The organism is Oxalobacteraceae bacterium OTU3CINTB1, assembly GCA_024123955.1.
Taxonomy (GTDB): domain Bacteria; phylum Pseudomonadota; class Gammaproteobacteria; order Burkholderiales; family Burkholderiaceae_D; genus Rugamonas.
In genome coordinates this window covers 5188705-5210349 of the sequence record CP099652.1, presented here as the reverse complement: position 1 = coordinate 5210349, position 21645 = coordinate 5188705, and the positions used below count along the sequence as shown (strand labels likewise).

Genomic DNA, 21645 nt, shown 5'->3' with positions numbered 1-21645 from the left:
AGCAAATATCTGTTCATCAAAATATCGTTCCGATGCCTTGGGGGGATCGACCTTCGCCAAATTGTTGTCTCAATCATCTGACCTTGGCTAAAATCGTTGCAGGGGGGGGTAATGTTAACGAAGAATCTCAGTTATCGCGCGCTTTTCTTAATGTCTATTACATTCGATTGGTCTCAAAAAAATGCGTAAAATTTTGCTTGCCTCGAGTATTGCAGTGATCCCACTCCTGGGATTCGCTGAGAAGCTGCCTCCGGTGTTACATCAGGATAGCCAAGCTGTTATCACCACTTCGCCTGGCGTTTCTCTACGTGAGTTGATCGGCCGGACTGCGCCGGCAGGAGCCCGCAGTGAACTTGTCAGTGTTGCCTTATTTCACCTAGAGCCTGGCAAAGCCAGCGCATGGAGTCATAATAAAATCGGCGAAGAATCATTCTTTGTACTCAAAGGGGAGGGCGAGGTATGGACTGATGGCAAAGTACAAGCTGTAAGACCTGGCTCTTACATCGTGATACAGCCTGCAACCGTGCGGTCAATTCGCGCAAGTAAAGGTGTGGCGCTGGAGTTCTACGCGATTACCTCGCCTGCCTGGAGCAGCTCCGACGATGTGCTTACTACGGCGCCTGAAGGCGCGCCCAAGTAATCTTTTTTTGGCGAGTTTTGCCGGCGATCTGCAAATGGTATGTGAGCGGCGAAATGGAAAGCATATCCGTTTGGCCTGTCGAATTGACCAGTGATTGGGCACACAGGCCTACCTGTTCAGCGGCACCGTCGTTGGCACATGATGCCGCGCCGGAACTGTCAGTGAACTTGCTAAATTTCATAGTGACCTTTAGTGATTTTCGCAATTGCAACAGCATTGCAAGAATTGCAAACTGCCAACCAGTCATAATGCAAGTAAAGTGCTCGGCGTGCGTGCCGCAGCAAAACTACTGTAGCTAATGCGTTTGACGATGAAGCCATATTGATCATGGCGACAGCACTGCTATCCGGGAGGCATTTACTCCGCACCTTTGGCGTATCGTATCGTCGGCGCATGACGCAAGCCCTGCACCACCAATGCCACATTGCGACGGAGTGCTTCAACTTTTGAATCTTTACAAGCTTTGACCGCGTGATGTGGCGTGGAGACAATTTTGAGAAAAACTATGATAAGACTTGTGGTTGGAATGCTGCTGCTGGCATTGGGCGGATTCGCTTTTGCAGAAGGCACGCAAGTGCGATATTTGAGCGGTACCGACAAGGACCATCGCGTCGATTGGGAATTCATGGTCAACGGCGGGCGCAATAGCGGCTCCTGGAAAACTATACCGGTGCCGTCGAATTGGGAGATGGAGGGCTTCGGCACCTACCGCTATTACAACGACTGGGAAAAGGACCCTGCGCCTGACACCACCGGCATCTACCGCCACAAGTTCGACGTGCCTTCCGACTGGCAGGGCAAGCAAATTGATATCGTGTTCGGCGCATCGATGACCGATACGCTGGTGAAGGTGAATGGACAGCCTGCTGGCGCCGTACACCAGGGCGGTTTCTATGAGTTTCGGTACGATATTTCTAAGCTGCTGAAGCCGGGGCAAAGCAACCAGCTGGAGGTGACGGTCAACCGCTACTCGGCCAACAAGTCGGTCAACCGCGCTGAGCGTAGCTCCGACTACTGGCTCTTCAGCGGCATTTACCGGCCGGTGTGGCTTGAGGCCAAACCCCTCGACAATATCGACCGTATCAGCCTCGATGCGCGCCACAATGGCGATTTCAGCGCCGACGTTTTCCTCGCCGGCCAGCCGGACGGCAAAGTCGTCGCGCGCGTGACCACCCTCGATGGCAAGGCGCTTGGCAAGCAGATGTCAGCGCAAGTCCTCAGCGGTAAGGCGCAACTGAAGGGCAATTTCGCCAAGGTGACGCCTTGGTCGGCGGAGAATCCCCAGCGCTACAAGGTCAACTTCCAGCTGGTCAGCGGCAACAAGGTGGTGCATGAAGTGAGCAAGACGATCGGCTTCCGCACCGTTGAACTGCGGCCGCGCGACGGCTTCTATGTCAACGGCTACAAGGTTCGCTTGAAGGGCTCGAACCGGCACACTATCTGGCCGACATCGGGCCGCGCCAGCAGCAAGGAGCTTAGCTATCAAGACGCCAAGTTGATGAAGGAAATGAACATGAACGCGGTGCGGATGTCCCACTATCCGCCGGACCCGCATTTCCTTGATGTTGCCGATGAAGTGGGGCTATACGTCATCGACGAGTTGACCGGGTGGCAGAAGTTCTACGATACCGATGTCTCCACGCCGCTGGTCAGGGAACTGGTAACGCGCGATCAGCATCACCCGTCGATCGTCTTCTGGGCCAACGGTAACGAGGGAGGGTTCAACCGCGATCTGGACCAGCTGTTCCCACAGTGGGATACGCAAAAGCGTCCGGTCATCCATCCATGGGCAAATTTCGGCGGCATTGATACTGCGCATTATCCGACATACGATTGCTGCGCCACCTCGCTGTTCCACGGACGGGATGTCTTCATGCCGACCGAGTTCCTGCACGGTCTGTACGATGGCGGCGCTGGCGCCAGCCTGGACGACTGGTGGAAGCAGATGCTGGCCAATCCGCTGAGTGCAGGCGGCTTTATCTGGTCCTTCGCCGACGAGGGCATCGTCCGCGACGACAAGAACGGCGCCATCGACGTCGCCGGCAATCTGGCGCCGGACGGCATCGTCGGGCCGTATCGCGAGAAGGAGGGCAGCTTCTTCGCCGTGAAGAAGATCTGGACGCCGGTGTATCTGCCGCTGTCCGAAATGGCCTTCCTGCCGCCCACCTTCGACGGCAAAATCACGCTGGAGAACCGCTACGACATCAGCAATTTGAACCAGGTCAAGCTGAGCTGGCAGCTGGTGAAGTTCGGCACCGAGGCGGGCCACAAGGTCGTCGCCAAGGGCAGCGCCAAGGCGCCGGATGTCGCCGCCGGCATGCGCGGCGCCACCAGCATCGCCTTGCCGGCCGACTGGGCGCAGCAGGACGCGTTGTACTTCACGGCGACCGACCAGGACGGCCGCGAGATTTACACGTGGTCGTGGATGATCGCCAGTGCGCAGCAGGTGGCGCAGCGCATGCAACCGGTGGCTGCGGCGTTAACCCCGGCCACGCTGACGGAAGCGGACGACAGCTTCCGGTTGCAGGCCGGGGCGCTGAATGCGGTGATCGACAAGAGCACCGGCTATCTGCGTTCGCTGAAGAAGGGCGATACCGTGGTGCCGCTGACCAATGGTCCGCGTCTGGTGGCAGGCACCGCGACCTTGAAGAGCATCGCCGCGCGGCGCGACGGCAACGATGTGACCGTGCAGGCGGAATATACGGGCAATCTGCGCAAGGTAAACTGGCGCCTTGACGCGGCTGGCACGCTCAGTGTGAACTACGGCTACAACATGGAGGGCGGCAAGCCCGCCGATGCGTTGGGCGTGACCTTCGACTATCCCGAATCGCAGGTGCAGTCGATGCGCTGGCTCGGACGCGGTCCTTATCGCGTGTGGAAGAACCGCACCCAGGGTGTGGAGTTCGACGTGTGGCAGAAGGATTACAACGACACCATCACCGGCTTGTCATGGAACTACCCAGAGTTCAAGGGATTCCACGACAAGGTGTATTGGGCCACGCTGGCAACTAGGAATCTACCGATCACGTTGATCAACCATAGCGACGATATTGCGTTGCGGGTTTTCACGCCGAAGGAGGCCAGTGGCGAGGGTTTCGAGCCCAAGTCGACGAAGATGGAGTTCCCGCCGGGCGATATTTCGTTCTTGAACGCGATCCTGCCAATCGGTACAAAGTTCAATTTGCCGCATGAACTGGGGCCATCGGCGCAGCGCGGACGCACACCGAATCTCGGGATTTATCTTGAGAACACGATTGATATAGTGATTGGCGACGCGGTTGTCACTGACCGCAAAAAATGATGTTCCCAGCGCGGCGCCAGGTTGGTCGTATACGGCATGGCCCCGCGCTGTCGATCACAGACCTACGAGAGTCGGTCATGTACATGAGTCTATGCTGATGAGTAACCATGAATATATTTAAAATTCTTCCCGCCCTACCAGGCTTGATATTCGCACTGATGATTCCGGCAGTGCATGCCGGGCCCACGCTCAATGCCCGGCAGCTGTATCAAAACAACTGCGCGGCGTGTCATGGCGCCAATATGGAAGGCGCTTCGGCGCCCACGCTGGGTCAACACAATTGGCTCCACGGCGCACCGACCGCAGCCAATTTACGCAAGGTGATTGCGCAGGGGGTTCCGGAAAAAGGCATGCCGTCCTGGTCCGCAATATTGAGCACGCAGCAAATTGGACTGTTGGCGGACTATATCGCCGGCCATGCCAAGACCACGGCTGCGGCGCCAGTGCTCACCTCGTGGGCCAAAGTGGCACCTGCCACCGGCCAGCCGGTAGCACAAGTCACGCCGATACCTGACCTGGCTGGGTTCAAGCTGCCCGCTGGTTTCCATATCAATGTTTATGCGAATGGCTTGCCGGCTGCGCGCGCAATGGCAGTTTCCAGCAGCGGCATCGTCTACGTCGGTTCCCGCGCTGCTGGCAAGGTGTACGCAATGGTACCCAATGCCGATAAAATCACGGCCAAAGTCGTGGTCATCGCCGAAGGGTTAGATGCACCGATCGGGCTCACCCTCCTGAACGGTGCGCTGTATGTGGCAGAGATAGGCCGCATCATACGTTTTGACGACATCGACAAGCGCTACATGACCAAGCCTTCTTTCGCTGTGGTCAAGGCAGACATCCCTAACGACAAATGGCACGGGGAGAAAGTCATCAAGGCTGGCCCGGACGGCAAGTTATACATGCCGGTCGGTGCGCCATGCAATGTCTGCGAGACAGAGGATAAACCGCATGCAAAAATCTGGCGCATGAATCCGGATGGAAGCCAGTTTGAAGAATATGCGCGTGGCATACGCAATACTGTGGGATTCGCTTTTCATCCAAAAACCAACGCGCTATGGTTCACTGATAACGGCCGCGACAATCTCGGCGACAATAGCCCATCATGCGAGTTGAACGTGGCGCCAAAGCCTGGGCTACACTTTGGTTTCCCTTACTGCCATGGTGGAGTAGTGCCAGATCCCGAGTTGTCGGGCGGCCGTAGTTGTGACGAATTCGAGGCTCCAGTTGCTAAGCTAGGACCGCATGTTGCGCCCCTGGGCCTGAGTTTCTACAATGCCACCCAGTTCCCCGAAGCCTATCAGGGCAATCTATTTGTAGCGGAACACGGCTCTTGGAATCGTTCGAAAAAAATTGGATATAGAGTTGAGTTGATAACCTTGTATGACAATAAGATGGTATCAGACACCCCATTTCTTGATGGCTTCATACGAGGGGAGCAAGTGGTAGGGCGGCCGGTGGACATTGCCGTGATTGCCGATGGCTCAGTGCTGATCTCCGATGATTATGGCGGCCGGGTCTATCGGGTAAGCTACGACGGAAAATAAGGCGACGACTGGCTGTGGCCATGCGGCGCCCTAGGCGGACAAGAATTGCTAGGCTCAACTTAAAAGGGATGAGCTTTCCTGCCTGTGGGATGCGCTGTCGGTGTTGCTAAAAGGCATGGCGCATGCCGATGCTGATGATCTTGGTGCGGGCGTCAATATTCTGTCCGGCGCCGGAAAATAGCGGCACCTCCTGAGCTCCCAAGGGAATCAACATCGTCGCCGGGCCACCGGCAATCGCGAGGGGTGTCCTGTCGCCTTTGACGATGCGTCCCCGTTTATCGCTGAGCACGCCGGCGCGCATATACAGCGCCGAACGCATGGATAACTGATAGTCTACTCCCATCATGTAGCCCCGATCTACGCCTTTTGTGAAATTCACAAACCGCGTATCGACCAGTTCGATACCCAAGGCTAGCGCCCCCCAAGCCTGTTTTGCACCAAGTCCATAGGTGCGCACCAGCGGATCGGCGGTGCCAGCGAAATCGAAGCGGCCGAGGTGGACGGTGGCGGCAAAGCTGGTGCCTGTATTGGGTAACTTGTATTTGGCGCCGAGTAGTGCGGAGTGAAAACTGTTTGCCTCAAAAAGCGGCACCAGCAGACCGCCCGAGACGATCCCGACCGGAACGTCGCCGAAATCGTTGCGGTGCAGTGCGCCCAGTACAGTCAGCGTGTCATTCGCGTAGGCCAGCATTGCGCCTTGAGCACGCCCGCGACGAGCGGCAGTTTCAGCACCAGCTGTCGCGCCACCAACGATTTGTCCGGTGGCGGCGTTGGCGGCCGGGGTCGAACCAGTCGCAAATGACCGCGCGGCACTGATGCCCGAACCCACGCCAGCGTTGGTCGAATACGATAACATCGCGCTCCATGATCCATGGCGCACGCTATAACTAAGCGCGTTGTCCTGGAATTGCTGCAGGGTGTTGATCACCAGTCCCGCAGCTAGCAAATCAGTGCTGCCCAGCGCTTCAGTGGTTACCCTGAAATAGGCCGCCAGCATCGGGCTAGCTTGGCGCCCAATTTTTACCTCGCCAAAAGGCGAACCCAAGCCAACATAAGATTGTCGGCCGAACAGACGTCCATCATTGGCGGTCATGCCGGTATCAAGCGAGAGGCTCGCTTCGAGGTTAAAAAAAGCACTATAGCCCTGGCCCAGCGACTCAGTACCCTTGAATCCTAAGTTGCTCTGACGACTCAGCGACGGGCTGATCCTCTGGGTGACAGATCTGGGGGCGGCGACTGCATTGGGCACCTGCTTTCCTCCGCTGGAGCCAAAAACCGTGCCCTGAACATTGCCTTCGCTCTTCTCGATGCGGTCAAGCGCGACGTCGAAGTTGCCATATATTGTGAGTGATGACTGTGCGAAGGCGGCGATGGACGTGCTGGTCCACGCGACCACCGTGGCCGCGAGAAAAAATCTTTTCATTGTTTGTCTCCTGATTTTTTATTTGACTGGCGAATTCAGCGGCTACGAAAATTCGGTTTTGAACGCAAACTTTTCGGTCACCGTTTGTAGCGCACTGATGGCTGCGCTGCTGCGTACCATCAACGTCATGCCATGCTGTGGCGAAACACTCGCAGACACTTGCGCAGCCAGATTGGCAGCCGCGAGCGCTTGCATCAGCACCCGCTCGGCGGCCATGCAGCGCAATGCCGGCTTGAATATCTTGCCCACCGCCGTGAGCGGCATCTGCGGCAGTATTTCTACATGCACCGGCGCTGCGGCCCGCTCGCCACAGTGCGCAAGACCAAAAGCGTGCAACGCTTCCGCAGTGACCTCCTGGCCAGGCTTAACGGTCACATACACGCACGGCAGTTCACCAGCGTAGGCATCGGGCTGACCTACGGCAGCGGCCAGGAGGACGGCATGATGGCGTTCAAATGCCTGCTCGATCGGATGCGGGTCAATATTGTGGCCGCCACGAATAATCAGGTCTTTGGCCCGTCCGACCAGCCAGAAATAGCCCTCGGCATCGCAACGACCGAGGTCGCCGGTATTGAACCAGCCATCGTGCATCAGGTTCGCTTCGTCATTGGCATGACAGTAACCCGCAAACAGATTTGGTCCCCGTATCACGACGGCGCCGGCTTCGTCGACTGCACAATCACCGGCATAGTCACCTTGTGCGTCGAGGCGCACCACTTTCATTTCTTGATAGGGAATACGCAATCCGATTGACCCGATACGACGCTCGCCGTGAAGCGGATTGAGCGCGCTCATACATGTGCCTTCGGTTAAGCCATAGCCTTCAATCAGTCGCAAGCCGCTGTGCTTTTCAAAGGCAGCAAATGTGCCATGAGGCATGGGTGCTGCGCCGCAAATCGCGTACCGTAACGTTGCATGCGTCGTGTTTTCCCGTGGGACCGAGAGCAAGGCAGCAAACACGGTGGGCACAGCAGAAAACCAGGTGACGCGGTAACGCTCAACCAATTGCCAAAAATTCTGGATCACGCGCGGGTTGCGGAATCCTGACGGCGTCGCTATCAATACCGAACCGCCACCGGCAAAGACCAATAGCCCGGCAGAAAATAGGGCATTCACATGGAATAGCGGCAAGCCACCCAAGGCAACGTCCTCCATGCCGTTTTCCAAAACCAGACTCGCGCTCGCTGTGAGAAATGCCTGGTTTGCATGGGTATGCATGGCGAGCTTTGGAATCCCGGTGGTGCCGCCAGTATGAAAATACGCAGCAATATGGTGCTGCAGTGGCGGGGTGGCCAGCAGCACGTCGGGCAACTGCGTCGCGATCGCCATGTCGAAATCGTAGACCGGCAGATCGCCCTCGTAGTACAGAGGTGAATTTTCCTTGTCGATCAGGCCATCCGAGGCAGGATTAACCTGTAATATCGCCTTCAGCTTTGGCAGAAGGGCGAAGTGTGGTAGCAGCTTTTGCCAGATACCGTCGCCCATGCTAGGTCCCGAAAGTACCAACACGCTGGCACCTGCCTCGCGCACAATGGCCGCAATAACGGCCCCTTCCAGCAGAGGGTTGATGGGGTTGACAATGCCGGCAGCGCTACCGCCGAAGAGCGTCATCGTCATCTGCGGCAAGTTAGGCAACACGCATGAGATCACTCCGTCTCGTTTCACGCCTAACGATGTAAATAGATTGGCAGTACGGTGTATGTCTTCAAAGAGCTCGGCGTACGTCCAGCAGGCCGCCACCTCTTCGAGTTCGGCAGTCGCCAGAAAACGCAGAGCAAGGCGTTGCGGATACAGCATGGCGGTGCGGCGCAAAATATCATAAGTCGTCGTCGGGAAGCCACGACGGTGGTAAGGTATTTGCTCGATCGCACGGATATCGGCCATCGAAGCCACTCCTTGACGTTGCGCAATCATGGGGCGCTCCGTTTCTGCGTTACCAATGGCGCCAATGAGCCCCTGACGGCAAAGGCAAACGCCAGACCGCCGGTGTACATCAGCACTCCATAAATTGCGCCCGGAATCACCATTTCTGGCTGGTTCAATACACTTCCACCGATAACGATCGCCAAGGTAGCGTTTTGCATCGCTGTTTCGATAGCCAGCGTGACCGCTTGGCGCCGATCTAGCCGGCCAATACGCGCCACCACGAAACCGGTGCCCAGCATGAGCACATTGAGTCCGATAGCGAGCGGTGCGACGCTGGTGAAATGTAATTCGAAAAGTGTCCAATTGCGAACGACGGACGCCACGACGATTACCAGAAAACAGACGCTCGACAGGCGGGTCGCGCCTTTCTCAATTCGCAACGCTAGTTCAGGCAACCAATGGCGGGCTAACATACCTAGTCCGACAGGCAGTGCAAGCATGAGTACCACTTGCTTGATTAGCATGGCAGTGGGCATAACCACACCGCTATCGGCTCCCAGAAAGTATTGCATTGAGAAGCTCATGATCAACGGCAAGCTCACAACCGTCAGCAAGCTCGCCGCAGCGGTAAAGGTCAATGCCAGTGCGACGTCACCACGGGCAATATAAGTGAGCAAATTGGAGGTCGTTCCTGTGGGGCAGGCGGCTATCAGCATGAAGCCTACTGCTAACGCGCCGGGAAGCGGGAACAGATGAAGCAATACCAAGCAAGTTAGAGGCAATAAGATGAAATGGCAAAGCACCCCTAGGAAAAATGCCCGTGGATGGGCGGCGATACGTCGGAAATCGGTCGGAAGTAAGCCGAGTCCCAATGAAAACATAATAAAGGCAAGCATTAGCGGCAGCATTAGTGCCGACAGCCAGTCTCCGTTCATGTAAGTCTCCTTGCAGCCGCTTCAGCGGCCGTCGTTGTAGTGAAGGCAAATGGGATAACGCCAGCAGCCTGTCGGACTTAGGATCGTCAGCCGCAAAAATACCTAGATCGGTCTATATTTCGTCGCTTTCGACAAACTTTGTTCTAGACCGGCTATTTTTTTGCACTGACGCCCCCTAATTCCGCCTGCCTGCTAGAGAGCTATCTCTGTCTGTGGTAAATAGATACTGTTGATGGGGCGGGCAAAAACTCGCCGCAGCATCGGCTCAAAAAACTCCAATGGCAGCGTCTCGGCGTTCGGGTCAAAGGCCGCCGCGTCGTATTTCTCACAAAAATGCGCGGTACGCTTATACAGTTCTGGCCATTCCCGGAAATTATCCCGAAGCGTTCGGTCCAGTCCTAAGTGATGGAAAAAGTAGTAACCCTGGAACGTCGCGTGGTGAGCGACCATCCAGTGGTTTTCCTTACTCACGAAGGGCTGCACGATAGCCGCTGCAATATCGGCGTGATTAAAGCTGCCGAGGCTGTCGCCAATATCGTGCAGCAACGCGCAAACGACGTATTGCTCGTCCTGTCCGTCGCGATGCGCGAGGGTGGCCGTTTGCAGGCTGTGCGTGAGTCGATCGACCGCAAAGCCGCCATGGTCACCGTCGAGTAAATGCAAGTGGTCAAGCACCCGATCAGGTAAGCGCTGAACGTATTTCTTGAACTCGGCAGCAATCATGGACCAGTCGTAAGCGCTGCCGTCGCGCATATGATGAAAGCTGGCTCTTCCCGGCTGAGCCAGCTCGGTGCCTGAGTTCAAGTCACCTCCAGCGTCGGCGTGCTTGTCGTCGTCGTGCATATTGATGCTCCTTTTTAGTAGCTGTTTTTATTCCTTAAAGCTCGGATCAAGGCGGTTCAGTCTGCGTAACAGCGCGGGCCAGGCCAGTTGTCCGCCCAAGCCCTGCGTCACCTGCGCAGCTTGGGCCGCGATAGCATCAACCACCGTATTCGGGATGGGATTCAATGCGCCGCCTGCGAGTGCTCGAACCTGGATCGCACATGCGGCTTCGAAGATGTACATTGCCAGGAATGCATCCGCAACTGACTGACCAACAGTGAGCAGCCCGTGATTGCGCAGCAACATGAAAGTGTTGTCGCCCAGATCTTGCTGCAATCGTGGTTTTTCCTCGTCATTCAGCGCCACGCCCTCGTAGTCATGCGTCGCCAGCGAAGACAGCACGAAAAGTGATTGTTGCGATAGCGCGCGGACACCGTCCCGTTGCGCCGCCACCGCGCAGCCGTTCAGCGAATGGGTGTGCATCACACAAAACACATCAGGCCTTGCGCTGTGGATCGCGCTGTGGATGGTAAATCCGGCCGGATTGACGTTGTGAGGCGAGTCTTGCACCTGCTTGCCGTAGTAGTCCACCTTGATCAGACTGCTGGCGGTGATTTCTTCAAACAGCCAGCCGTAAGGATTGATTAAAAAATGTCCCTCTTCGCCTGGCACGCGACAGGATATATGGGTGAAAACTAGGTCGTCCCACCCGTAGTAGGCAAACAGCCGGTAGGCCGCCGCTAAATCGACGCGTGCCGCCCACTCAGCGGCGCTGACTTGGTTCGTCGGAACGTAGATTGCATTGTCCGGGGCATTGTTACTTTGAAGCATTCTTGTCTCCTATAACGGCGTTGTGTACTTATTCTGGATCAGAACCGATATAATTTAAAGTAAATTACTAAGAACTTTGATATAACTATTAGGACTACCTACGATGAATCACGACGTTGCATATTTTTTGGCGGTGGCCGATGCGGGCAGTTTGGCACGCGCAGCGGAGCGGCTCAGCATGACGCAGCCTGCGCTAAGCAAAGCGCTACAGCGAATCGAGCAACAGGTTGGCGTGAAATTGCTGTCTCGCAGTGCTCAAGGCTCTACGCTCACGGAAGCGGGACGTGCGTTTTACACGCGCATGCGCGCCGTAACACGAGACGCAGAAGATGCAATGCAGGAGGCTCGTGACTTGGGAGGAGGGCATGCGGGATGGTTGAGGATAGGCGCGACGCCTGCGGCAGCAAACTTCACGCTGTCTGCACTACTGCCATCGCTGCAGCAGGAGCGGCCAGCCGCGACCATCAGCTTTTGGGATGGATTTAGCGATACCTTGCTCGAAGCGCTGGCAAAAAGGGAACTGGACCTTGCGGTCGGTCCACTCCTTGTTGAGACAGACACAAGCATGGATTCTGAAATCCTGTTTGATGATCCATATAGCCTTGTGCTTAACCGCAACCATCCGCTGGCAGGACGCGATGACTTGACATTAGAGGACTTGGTCGCATGCGCTTGGGTTGCCTCGCCCAAGCGAGAATATGCCCGCCAGTTCATGGAAATGAGACTTCAGCAGCAAGGGCTGCCTCGACCCAAAATTGCGATTGAAGTTAACAGCATGCCAGCGCTTCTGCTGGCTGTATCTCGCACGACATTCGTTAGCCTGATCAATTCACGTGCCCTCATGGAAGGGCAGTTGCCGCCCAATGTAGTAGTACAACAAGTACTTCCATCGGCTCTTCGGTGTCCCGTCGGCATGGTGTGGAGACGTGGCTATGTCTCATCTATCGCTCAACGCGCACAACAACTTTTGCGTCGGATGGCCTGAGAAAATCAGGTGATTTACGAGCGACGGGGTCTTTGGGGGGGGGGGGAACATACTCCCTAGAGCGCCTTTAGGTTCGTAACACTGTTCCCGGAAATATGTGTGATTAACGCTCAAGCCTTTCTGTTATTCCTTCTCCAATCCGTCGGCGTCATACCTTCCCAATCGCGAAATGCTCTACTAAATGAGTTCGTATCGTCATATCCAAGAAGGTACGCTACCTCATTTAACTCAATTGCTCGATCAGCCAAAAACAGGCGGCTCATTTCGTGTCGCACTTCGGTGAGCAAGGCGCGGAAGGTTTTTCCTTCTGTTGTAATTCTGCGTTGCAATGTCCTTTCGCTCATCCCCAAAGTTCGTGCTATGCCTGAAAGATCAGGTGTGCCATGGCTCAGCGTGATTTTCAATTGCGACTTGACCCGTTCGACAAGGCTCGCTTCTCCTTCAATTTGGCTCACTGCCGATGCAAGCGCGGGAGATAACAAATCAAGAAATTCTTCATTATGGCCAGTAAAAGGTAGTTCCAAATGTTCGGAATTCAAAATCATTTTGTCCCGTTCCGCGCCGTAACGGATCGGGCAACAAAAATAGGCTTGATGTTTATCTGTTTTTGGCAAAGGCCGGCGTAGTTCAAGTGCCAGCGGTGCAAGGTGCTGCCCAGTGCCGCGACGACCAAGTTCCAGTAAAAGTGCAAAATTGGCGTCAACAGACAATGGTGGTTCAGGTGGCGAGCCTGGCGGCCAGTCAATGGTGATAGCCACTGCCCCATCAAGCTCAGTTAAACAATTTTTGTCTGGACTGCATAAACGCTTGAAACGAGAAATTCTGGCAATGCCTTCAGAAAAGTTGCTAGCGTATGACGCCGCCAAAAAAGCAATCTTATGTTTCGGAGTGCTGGTTTCACTGACCATCCTAATACTGAATGTCGAGTCTCCAGACAATACTTCAATAGCGTTCCATATCGAAAAAAGTTGCGCGGTGGAGATCGTGACGGAATCGTCGGAATACACACTGAGCGGAAGATTTGCAACCCTCAACACGTCTCCCGTAGAAATCCCAAGATCGTTAACTGCTTGCCAAAATGCGCCAGGGATTTTGCAGCGGTTGCTCATGCCACTATAGGATTTCATAGAAATTATTTTTTACAATGGGGGCTATAAAATTGAATAAAATCGTTAATTATAATCTTGCGAAATATAGTAACAAATCCGTGGGGGTTTTTAAAAAATAAGATATAAAATTAAAAATTAAAATATATTGTTCCTGGTAATTCCGAACAAGGCGTGGAAATAGCAATAACATTTACATGTCGCGCAAGGTTTTTGACGTTGTTTGGGTATGTTTGGGCCATCTTCTTGCCTATCATGCGTGGCCCACCATCTATTGAAAGACTGAGCTGCTGATAACGTTTTATACAAATCCGAGTTCGCGTGGACGCATTGTGCCTTAGATGCTCGCAGAAGTTGATGCCAAGTGTGTAGCAGCAGTAAAGGACTACCAAGAGTCGAGCGAGTCCGACCGCTGGGGTGGCGCAGCCTTTGCCACACATGATGCATCCAACCGAAGTGATCCGCAATGCAAGTCTTCGACAACATAAATCCGATTGGAAACATTCCCGCATTTTTTGCACGATGCCGAGATAATAACCGAGAGCGCGGCGATCTGCGCCTACCTTGCTGAAATATGCCCGGAAGCCATCCTTGTCCGTCGGCTAAGGAGCCTGTGGCCTAATACAGGTTGATGTCTTCGCTGCTGTATTGAGTCGTCTGCGGCCATAAGTCCTTCCGCGTTCACACCCTTACCAGAGAAGAGTTCTTTTTTTGGGGGCAACTATAAACGAACGATTGATTAACGCAAACTTGCCATTAGCGCCGATTATTGGCCGATTCCCGATCCCACATGGACGCAAGTCACGCTGGCGCACGCGTGTGGGATAATGCTCGGTAACACTAACCAAATAATTGAGCCGGAAGATGTTATCCCATGAGAACCGATAGTCGACTTTCACGCATGCTGCATGTCCTATTGCATATGGCGCGGGCCGAGCAGCAGTTCACGTCCGATCAGATCGGACAAATGTTGGGTACTAATGCGGTTGTGGTTCGGCGTACTATGGCCGGGCTGCGCAAGGCTGGTTATGTCACATCCCTGAAAGGGCATGGCGGGGGGTGGACGATCGCTTGCGATCTGACAAAAACCACCTTACTCGATATCTATGATGCCATCGGCGGCACTGGCCTGTTTTCCGTAGGCGTAGACAATTTGAGTCCGCATTGTGGTGTCGAGCGCGTAGTCAATGAGGCCATCGGTGCGGCACTGAAAGATGCCGAAGAACTGCTCCGCACCGAATTGCGATCTGTCACACTCGCGCAATTATCCGAGCGCTTCGATACGGTCTGCGTGGACACTGGGTGGCGCCCCGACGGTGTGGGGATTAAAAGCGTTTAGTGGACAGCGGCAGCAAATTTCGCAATCGCTTCAGCTGTCGCAACGGGATTCTCTTCCGCAATCCAGTGCCCTGAGTTCGGGATGAGCGTGACGCTGATATTGCGAACGCCGAGTGCCCTCAAACCTGCCTCCATCGGTACGATGCCGCCACCCAGGCTGCCATCGGCCGCTGCCAGAAGAAAAGGCAAATCCAGCCGCTCACTTTGGGCGGCATTAAATTTTTCATCCTCCACGAATGACCGATAGAAGCCAAAGCCCGCACTGAGGCTTTCAGGTGCATCGTATGCTGCGGCATAGACGGCGACATCTCTATCCGAGATGGCCGACGCGTTTAACGCGTTGTTGTCGATGAACTGCCGAAAATAAAGCGTTTGTCTGCCGGCGACGAGGCGCTCCGCCAAAGGCTTTTGTGCATTAAAATTGAAATGCCACGCTTGGGGAATAGACTTTACTGCATTCCAAGGTGCAATGCCTGGTAGCGGGACGTCCAGGATGCCTACTCCTGCTAAATCTTTCGAATAGAGCCTGGCGTACGCGTAAGCCACCATCCCGCCGACATCATGACCGATTAAAACCACACGGCGCGCGGACAATGTCTTGATGAACCCATGGAGATTTCGCGCCAAAGCAGCCTTCTCGAAGGATTGCCCTGCGCCCGCATCAGAGGGCGGTTGGGACGAGCCGCCAATGCCTGGCAAATCTGGTGCAATTACAGTGAAATGATCTGCAAGCAATGGCATCACATGCCGCCATTCATGCGAACTTTGTGGCCAGCCATGGAGGAGAATGATCGTAGTATCGCCTGAGCCCGTGCGCAAATAATGAAACTTTTGCTCGCCTACTTGGGCTGTATTCTGAGTGATCGTGGCGCGCGCCGATGGCGCAAGGTTCTCAGCTCCGACCGACGCGGTGCCAGAGAGCAGGGCGCAAACGGTTATGGCAGCCAATACTGTTGATTTAATGGTGGTTCTCATATTTCTTTCACTAAGAGTCGACGTTGGATCCCCGCTGCGTCCGGTCCCTAGCCTTGCCAATCACTTAACCAAGGCGCGGTGACCACCGCAGTTACCCAATTGTAATTTTGTAGCGACGACGCTACCGGCAGGGGTTGCACGAAGAGCGCTTTTTTCGACTGACATGCGCAGCGGGTAATCAAGTATCTTATTATGTTACATGAGTAGAAAAGGGTCAAGGTCCGGGTTAGGGGAGTGGAGGCTACTGTGCGTGATTTCCCATATTTACCTAGGATCGACCTCCGGCCAGCGTCTTCTCGGTATCGTTTAACGCTGCTGACAACGCATCGGTGGGCTAGAATGGTTTCCGGGCACGGGCACCGAAGATGATATCGCTTATATAGATATCATCGGATTGCGCGCGTTCCGAGTTCAATCTGTCCTGCAGGGTAGGCATGTCCACTGCCTCCGCACTCGCAATTCCCAAGTTGATGATTCGTGGCAAACAGGCTTTTATGATATCCCCAAGGCTGTTCGGTTGGTCAGGCAGCTGCAACAGGCACTCTGCCTTCACAACGTCTACATACAAGCCAGCCGCGCTAAGTATCTTTTGGAGATGAAGGCCAATATGCAAGTCCGCTCTCTCGAGTACTAGCATTTCTTTGATCCATGCCTGTGCCTGTCGATGCAGAGGAAATGCCCCGAGGGAAACGGGCACCAGCGTGGAGTCGTGTTCCTGAAACACCGCAAGTCCCCCCGGTTTCAAAAAGTTGGACAAGGCGCGCACCGCAGCGACTGTGTCAGGCTGATACATGAGTACGCGTCGGCCAACAATTGCGTCAAATTGACCCAGATCTGGGGACAACGACATCAAATCGCTTTGTATGAAGGAGGGGGGCTGCACGTGCTCGGCTGGCGCGCTTTGCCGAGGCATCGATAAGGCACTCAGGTCGCGATCAACTCCGACTACCGCTCCTTCCTGCCCAACCAGGCTCGCGATGAAAAAGCTCAGATCACCCGAGCCGCAACCTACATCGAGAACCCGCATTCCAGGAGAGATGCCCGCCTCGGTGAAAAATCGCGTCGTAAATTCAGTTTTCGCAATCGGCATAGACGTTCCGCAGGACATTTAAGTAGGATAAGGAAGACTGGATTTCATCGTCTGAACGAATATGTAGTGATGAAGTACGCTCGCAGGCGCGGCAATTCGATACCAGGCCCGTCTCTATAATGCCTTGTCAGGGTTCATGTGCCGTTGTGGCTGCGAGCGCATCCAGATTCTTTGCAAACGCACATGAATCTTCCGCCACTGGCCGAGTATTGTCTCTTCGCACGACCGGCACTTGACAGCGCCAGACTTCGGTGGCCCAGGCCGCGCGAAGAGCTTAACTAATTGCAGCCGGGCCGGTCAGCTTGATCAGCGACTATTGGACAGAGAATGGTCCGGCAATTTCGACCTTGTCGATATCGGGCGCCCAACCGGTGGAGTTAAACAATCTCAGCGTATTGTTCCCCGCAGCCAGCGGTATATCGATCGTCTTAGTCCCTCGTTTTTCCCAGCCGCCACTTGCCTCGACGGGCACGTTGACAACTTTTTGGTCGTTAATACTGACAGATACGCTGCGCGCTGTGTCGGAAAGATAGGAGACAGTCAGCGCATAGACACCGCCGACTTTCACCGGGATATTAGTGAATTTAAGTTCGCCGCGATTGTTGCCGATGTAGCCCACTTTTTGTCCCGATACGCATGCAGCGCAATTGGCAAGTGCCGCACCGCCTGAGACCAGCGCTTGATTGGCGCTGCGAGCGAAGACGGTCGATGCAGTGGGGGCGCTCACCAAATTGTATTTCAGTGAGCTGTCCGTTTTGAGGACATCGAAAGTGCCGAGATTCTGGTTGGTCGGCGTTTGACCTACGCCGACTTTGCCGACAACCGTCCAGCCTCCGCTGTAGTAATTCTTGTTTGCGAACCGCAAGCTTGGCAGATCGCCAGCCGGATCATTGATCGACAGCGCCAACGTGTACACCCCATTACCCAGGGAGGAAGGTAACGCGAATGCCTGCGACACGGTATAAGATTTTCCTGGCATCCAGGTCCGGATGTCTGTGCTGAAAGAACCCGACCATGCGACCGACTTATCGGCCCTCAGCAGCGAGGCTTTGACCGGCCAACGGTAATAAAATGGTGCATTACCTTTGTTGGTGATGGTAAACGAGACCGGGAAATTGCTGCCCGACTGGCTCTGCAACGGGAAGGTTGCGCTGCCGAGTACATAGCGATAGCCGAGTGCTTTCTGCATTTTTGTCGCGTTCGCGGCGATGGTGGTATTCCCTGCCGAGTACTCGGCAATCCATCCCAGACTGGACGTGTTGGTGCGTCGTATCCAGTCGATCACATAATCGGTATTGGAGGCGCTGCTGAGCGTGCCATCGGGGCTGCCGCCCAGTCGCGATTGATCGCCCCAATCGTACGCTACCTCGCCGCTGTTCATTTGCGTGGGCCAAGTCTTGCGAGCGATCAGCGCCTCGCCTGCAGCGGCCTCGTCGGGTAAAGCGAACGAGTCCCAGATATATCCGACCTGGAAGCCGGAGAATGAGTCCGGATATCGTACCATCACTTTTTTGGAGGGGAATGCCTGGGCATAGGCCGTTCCAAGCGCGGTTTGAAAATCGACCGGGATACGGTCTTCCCCGTTGGGCAAGGTGGCCGGATAGATATGATGCTCGCCCCAGTTACCCCACAATCCCAGTTCGACCGCAGCTACCCTTGGATCACCATCCCATGCCTGCCCCAGTTTGCTGACGAATGACACCAGACGGTTCCTTAGTTGTACAGTAGTCCACTGACTCGGCGTTCCGTCGTGTGCAATCCCGGCGGGCCAGTACTGTCCACCCCCGGGGCCGTTCGGATAGACGATGATGACGCGGGGAATTACCTTGATATTTTTATTTTCAATCCCTGCCCACGCGACGTTGCTCCAGTCCTTGATTTTTTGAACTGAATCAGTCGCGTTGTTTTCCAGATCGGTGTACTTAATGTACTGCTTGTACACTGTCGCATACTCGTGACTAGGGAAGGTGCTGTCCTGGATGTAGCGCGTGGGCCGAAATCCCTTCATCGGATTTTTAAAGGCTTCAGACGATTCCGCCAAATTAATTGTGGTTTGCTGCGCTAGCGCCTGAGGAGACTGGAAGAAAAAAACCAGCGCCAAGGATGCCAGCGGCATGAGGCGGCTAGTGTCGGTGGGCAGGAGCGTCGTTGCTGACGACAATTTTTTGCTGAAAAAGTTGTGTGCAGGAGTCATTTTGTCTTGAGCATATCGATGGGTAATATTGAGAAGTTTGCAGGCGCGCGCAGCGCCATGCAATCCGGAATTCTAACGAATGGCTATCCTTTCCAGAAAAGGTTGAAAGGGGCCCCAACCGGGGACCATGTCAACGAGCGGCGGCGGCTTCGGATACAAAGCGTACCTCGCCCCAAGTTGCCACCGCCGGCTGCATAGACTCCGACTTAGTGCCGCGTACCACCAGCTCGATGAGCTTGCTGCCTTTAATCTTCGCCGTAATCGGGATCGCCTTGCCGCCCAATGTTGTCACCGGGCTTTTGGCAATGAGCTTGCCATCGCCATAGACAAAAAACTGCACGTCTTGGCTCACGTTGGCAGAGGAATCATCGACGCCCACTGACGCCAGCAGCTGCTCGTGACCCGCTTCGTTGCGGACCTGAATTCGCGAGTTCGACAGCACGCCAATACCGGAATCGAAGGATTGCCCGGCGATCTGCAAGGTCTGGCCATAAGGCGTGGCATCGGCCTGCGCGCCTCCCCAGCCTGCATATTGCGCCCGCGAACCACCAGTGCGGGTACTGCTCCACGGATCGATCATGCGGTGGATCGTCGGATCGAGCTCAGGATGGCGGGTGCCGTCGGCGGCGACATTGATCGACCCGGGAATTTCCGAAAGGTAGACGCCGTCTTGCAATTGCCGCTTGCCAGTGGCTTCAAACACCAGCGTCTCGTGCGGCGCAAGCGTGAATGCCTGCTCGCCGGAAAATGTAAGCGTTTTTTTCGACCAAAGGTCCTTCAGGACGATCGGCGCGCCGTCCGCCAGTTTCAAGTGCCTGGCCAGTAAAATCACCGGGGCCGGTGCTGCGCCGCGATTGAAAAGCGCAACGGCCTTTCGACTACCGTCGCCGAGTGTCTTGACGATGATCTGAGCATCATCGGAGTCATAAGTGACGACACCTTGGTGTCCCGACGGGTCCTGATTCACGCGGATCACCTCGGCGTTGCCCAGCACTCCCAGTAGCGCCGCTGGGCCGTTGCGCAGGTCATAGCTGACCAGTAGAGGAGCATTGATCATCGCCCACAGGGTGAAGTGCGAGCGCGCCTCAACCAGATGGTCGGCATCAAATTCTTCGTGGCCGATGTGCAAGATGTCCGGGTCGTTCCAGTTGCCGGGGCCGGCGTATAGCGGACGCTTCGCAGCGCTGTCGAAGTTATGCAGCATGCTGGTCCAGCTCGGCGTGATGTCGGCGCTAGTGCGCCACAAATTGCCTACGTCCTTGCCCCAGGAGCGAACGTTCGCCATCCCCCAGGCACAGATCGACAGCACGTAATCGTTGTCCGGCCTAGCGGCCTTGAGCGCGGTGGCGACCGCTTCGTACCGGCCACGCACGGCCTTGATGTCGGTGCGGTTGATGGCGCTGCGGTCAATGAGCGGCACGAGCGCACGGTACTTTTGTTCTTTAACCAGCTTGGAGTTCGGCACAAAATCGGCGAGTCCACAAGCGTCGATCTTGATGTAATCGAAACCCCACTCCTTGAAATACAGATTGATGTCTTGCTCGACGTGCCCCTCGAGTCCAACTTCCCGCTCAGCCGTCGTCCCTTGTGGCAGATTGGGCGAGTGCAGGTCGTAGGCTTGCGAACAGGCGTTGCGGCCGATATCGGTGTAGATGCCCGCTTTCAGCCCCATCGAATGAAGCTTGGTGGTAAATGGCTTAAAGCTGGTTCCCTCCGCGCCGCCAGTGGCTGCCGACGGGAAGATGTTGGTGCGTATCTGCATGCGGCCATCGCTCTGACGCCGCTTAAGCCACCAGCCATCGTCGATGTTGACATGACGATAGCCAAGATCTGCCAGCCCGCTGTCAACCAACACGCGAGCAGCCCCCAGCACCTTATCCTCATCGACTTCCGTCCGAAAAGCGTTCCAACTGTTCCATCCCATCGGCGGCGTCTTGGCGGTCCCACTCGCATGTCCCTCCCACCTGCCGGTGGGCGCCACTTGATCTACGCCTGGCAGGGCCAGTACGGGAATGGCCAAGGTGGTCAATGCCGCCGCCATCAGGCCGTGAATCAATTTGGTTTTACGGAGCTCGCTGTTACTAGAGCGGCTTTGTCGCATGCATATCTCCTTGCTTTTGTAATTGGAAAACCATACCTACCCGTGACACTAGGATAGGGAACAGGATGAAGCTGAAATAACGCCGATTCGAAAGGTTTTCGTGCCCCGTTGTTTCGAATTGCTCGTCTCTTAGCCAGTTTATGACGCCGCTCGAATTATAGCGGCAGTCGAAAATTTGTCTAAGGTTTCGATTTTCACACGAAATTGCCTACATCAACTAAAATATGGACAAAAAAAGACAGTTAAAGAAAGTTTTCGAAAGTGTTTGTATTTTCGTTATTGCTTGCTTACTATTCAACACGATCACTACACAGAGAAACCGAGACGACAAGATGGGACAGGCCAGATGAGGAGCGAAATGGATGGGCGACTAAGACGCAGCTCGGGAGCGTTGCCTGTAGAAATAGTCGTAACGTCGGCATCCTTGGACGTCAATCCGGGCGTCACTTTGTTTGTCGAAGGTAAAAACTTTGGTGATGCGGTGATGCGTCCCA

The 21645-nt window shown here is 55.1% G+C and carries 15 protein-coding genes; 5 read left to right on the top strand and 10 right to left on the bottom strand.

The window, feature by feature from the left end; all coding sequences use genetic code 11:
- The first annotated feature begins 181 nt into the window (after positions 1-181).
- From NHH73_22535 to NHH73_22525, 3 genes are all read left to right on the top strand, one after another.
- A complete protein-coding gene (locus tag NHH73_22535) occupies positions 182-640 on the top strand; it encodes a cupin domain-containing protein (GenBank protein USX25354.1) in 459 nt (152 codons plus the stop codon).
- A gap of 505 nt (positions 641-1145) precedes the next feature.
- On the top strand, positions 1146-3941 hold the full coding sequence (locus NHH73_22530; GenBank protein USX25353.1) for a glycoside hydrolase family 2: 2796 nt from the start codon (positions 1146-1148) through the stop codon (positions 3939-3941).
- Positions 3942-4048: 107 nt separating this feature from the next.
- Positions 4049-5485: a PQQ-dependent sugar dehydrogenase gene (locus tag NHH73_22525; protein USX25352.1), complete on the top strand. Its 1437-nt coding sequence runs from the start codon at positions 4049-4051 to the stop codon at positions 5483-5485.
- Between the two features lie 106 nt (positions 5486-5591).
- Here the strand turns inward: NHH73_22525 and NHH73_22520 are convergent, their stop codons facing one another.
- The 5 genes from NHH73_22520 to NHH73_22500 form a co-directional block, all read right to left on the bottom strand.
- A complete protein-coding gene (locus NHH73_22520) occupies positions 5592-6908 on the bottom strand; it encodes a porin (protein USX25351.1) in 1317 nt (438 codons plus the stop codon).
- 42 nt (positions 6909-6950) lie between these two features.
- Positions 6951-8822: an acyl-CoA synthetase gene (locus NHH73_22515; protein USX25350.1), complete on the bottom strand. Its 1872-nt coding sequence runs from the start codon at positions 8820-8822 to the stop codon at positions 6951-6953.
- Positions 8819-9709 (bottom strand): bile acid:sodium symporter family protein, encoded by an 891-nt coding sequence (locus tag NHH73_22510; protein ID USX25349.1) that lies wholly within the window; start codon positions 9707-9709, stop codon positions 8819-8821. The genes NHH73_22515 and NHH73_22510 overlap by 4 nt, the downstream gene beginning before the upstream one ends.
- 192 nt (positions 9710-9901) lie before the next feature.
- Complete coding sequence (locus NHH73_22505) at positions 9902-10462, bottom strand: HD domain-containing protein (protein ID USX29680.1); 561 nt, start codon at positions 10460-10462, stop codon at positions 9902-9904.
- A 117-nt stretch (positions 10463-10579) separates the two neighbouring features.
- The gene (locus NHH73_22500; GenBank protein ID USX25348.1) at positions 10580-11362 is read right to left on the bottom strand and encodes a class II aldolase/adducin family protein; all 783 of its coding nucleotides are present in this window, start codon (positions 11360-11362) and stop codon (positions 10580-10582) included.
- Positions 11363-11465: 103 nt separating this feature from the next.
- Here NHH73_22500 and NHH73_22495 point away from each other — a divergent pair, with 103 nt between their 5' ends.
- Entirely contained in the window at positions 11466-12347 is an 882-nt protein-coding gene (locus tag NHH73_22495) for a LysR family transcriptional regulator (GenBank protein ID USX25347.1), read from the top strand.
- 110 nt (positions 12348-12457) lie between these two features.
- On the opposite strand, the gene NHH73_22490 is transcribed toward NHH73_22495, so the two are convergent.
- The gene (locus NHH73_22490; protein ID USX25346.1) at positions 12458-13474 is read right to left on the bottom strand and encodes an AraC family transcriptional regulator; all 1017 of its coding nucleotides are present in this window, start codon (positions 13472-13474) and stop codon (positions 12458-12460) included.
- Positions 13475-14327: 853 nt separating this feature from the next.
- Here NHH73_22490 and NHH73_22485 point away from each other — a divergent pair.
- Positions 14328-14792, top strand: coding sequence for an Rrf2 family transcriptional regulator (locus tag NHH73_22485; GenBank protein USX25345.1), 465 nt, complete (start codon positions 14328-14330; stop codon positions 14790-14792).
- Here NHH73_22485 and NHH73_22480 read toward each other — a convergent pair.
- From NHH73_22480 to NHH73_22465, 4 genes are all read right to left on the bottom strand, one after another.
- Complete coding sequence (locus NHH73_22480) at positions 14789-15766, bottom strand: alpha/beta hydrolase (GenBank protein USX25344.1); 978 nt, start codon at positions 15764-15766, stop codon at positions 14789-14791. The two genes, NHH73_22485 and NHH73_22480, sit on opposite strands and share 4 nt — an antisense overlap.
- Positions 15767-16100: 334 nt before the next feature.
- Entirely contained in the window at positions 16101-16856 is a 756-nt protein-coding gene (locus NHH73_22475) for a methyltransferase domain-containing protein (protein USX25343.1), read from the bottom strand.
- A 313-nt stretch (positions 16857-17169) separates the two neighbouring features.
- Positions 17170-19050, bottom strand: coding sequence for a DUF4832 domain-containing protein (locus NHH73_22470; GenBank protein ID USX25342.1), 1881 nt, complete (start codon positions 19048-19050; stop codon positions 17170-17172).
- A 130-nt stretch (positions 19051-19180) separates the two neighbouring features.
- Positions 19181-21151, bottom strand: a complete 1971-nt coding sequence (locus tag NHH73_22465) for an NPCBM/NEW2 domain-containing protein (protein ID USX25341.1) — start codon at positions 21149-21151, stop codon at positions 19181-19183.
- Positions 21152-21645 lie beyond the last annotated feature (494 nt).

What these genes read in the sequence shown, in the direction of transcription:
- NHH73_22475 (USX25343.1), bottom strand. Translation starts at nt 16,856, where the DNA reads ATGCCGATTGCGAAAACTGAATTTACGACGCGATTTTTCACCGAGGCG.
- NHH73_22485 (USX25345.1), top strand. Translation starts at nt 14,328, where the DNA reads ATGAGAACCGATAGTCGACTTTCACGCATGCTGCATGTCCTATTGCAT.
- NHH73_22480 (USX25344.1), bottom strand. Translation starts at nt 15,766, where the DNA reads ATGAGAACCACCATTAAATCAACAGTATTGGCTGCCATAACCGTTTGC.
- NHH73_22505 (USX29680.1), bottom strand. Translation starts at nt 10,462, where the DNA reads ATGCGCGACGGCAGCGCTTACGACTGGTCCATGATTGCTGCCGAGTTC.
- NHH73_22520 (USX25351.1), bottom strand. Translation starts at nt 6,908, where the DNA reads ATGAAAAGATTTTTTCTCGCGGCCACGGTGGTCGCGTGGACCAGCACG.
- NHH73_22500 (USX25348.1), bottom strand. Translation starts at nt 11,362, where the DNA reads ATGCTTCAAAGTAACAATGCCCCGGACAATGCAATCTACGTTCCGACG.
- NHH73_22465 (USX25341.1), bottom strand. Translation starts at nt 21,151, where the DNA reads ATGCGACAAAGCCGCTCTAGTAACAGCGAGCTCCGTAAAACCAAATTG.
- NHH73_22510 (USX25349.1), bottom strand. Translation starts at nt 9,709, where the DNA reads ATGAACGGAGACTGGCTGTCGGCACTAATGCTGCCGCTAATGCTTGCC.
- NHH73_22470 (USX25342.1), bottom strand. Translation starts at nt 19,050, where the DNA reads ATGACTCCTGCACACAACTTTTTCAGCAAAAAATTGTCGTCAGCAACG.
- NHH73_22535 (USX25354.1), top strand. Translation starts at nt 182, where the DNA reads ATGCGTAAAATTTTGCTTGCCTCGAGTATTGCAGTGATCCCACTCCTG.
- NHH73_22495 (USX25347.1), top strand. Translation starts at nt 11,466, where the DNA reads ATGAATCACGACGTTGCATATTTTTTGGCGGTGGCCGATGCGGGCAGT.
- NHH73_22525 (USX25352.1), top strand. Translation starts at nt 4,049, where the DNA reads ATGAATATATTTAAAATTCTTCCCGCCCTACCAGGCTTGATATTCGCA.
- NHH73_22490 (USX25346.1), bottom strand. Translation starts at nt 13,474, where the DNA reads ATGAAATCCTATAGTGGCATGAGCAACCGCTGCAAAATCCCTGGCGCA.
- NHH73_22515 (USX25350.1), bottom strand. Translation starts at nt 8,822, where the DNA reads ATGATTGCGCAACGTCAAGGAGTGGCTTCGATGGCCGATATCCGTGCG.
- NHH73_22530 (USX25353.1), top strand. Translation starts at nt 1,146, where the DNA reads ATGATAAGACTTGTGGTTGGAATGCTGCTGCTGGCATTGGGCGGATTC.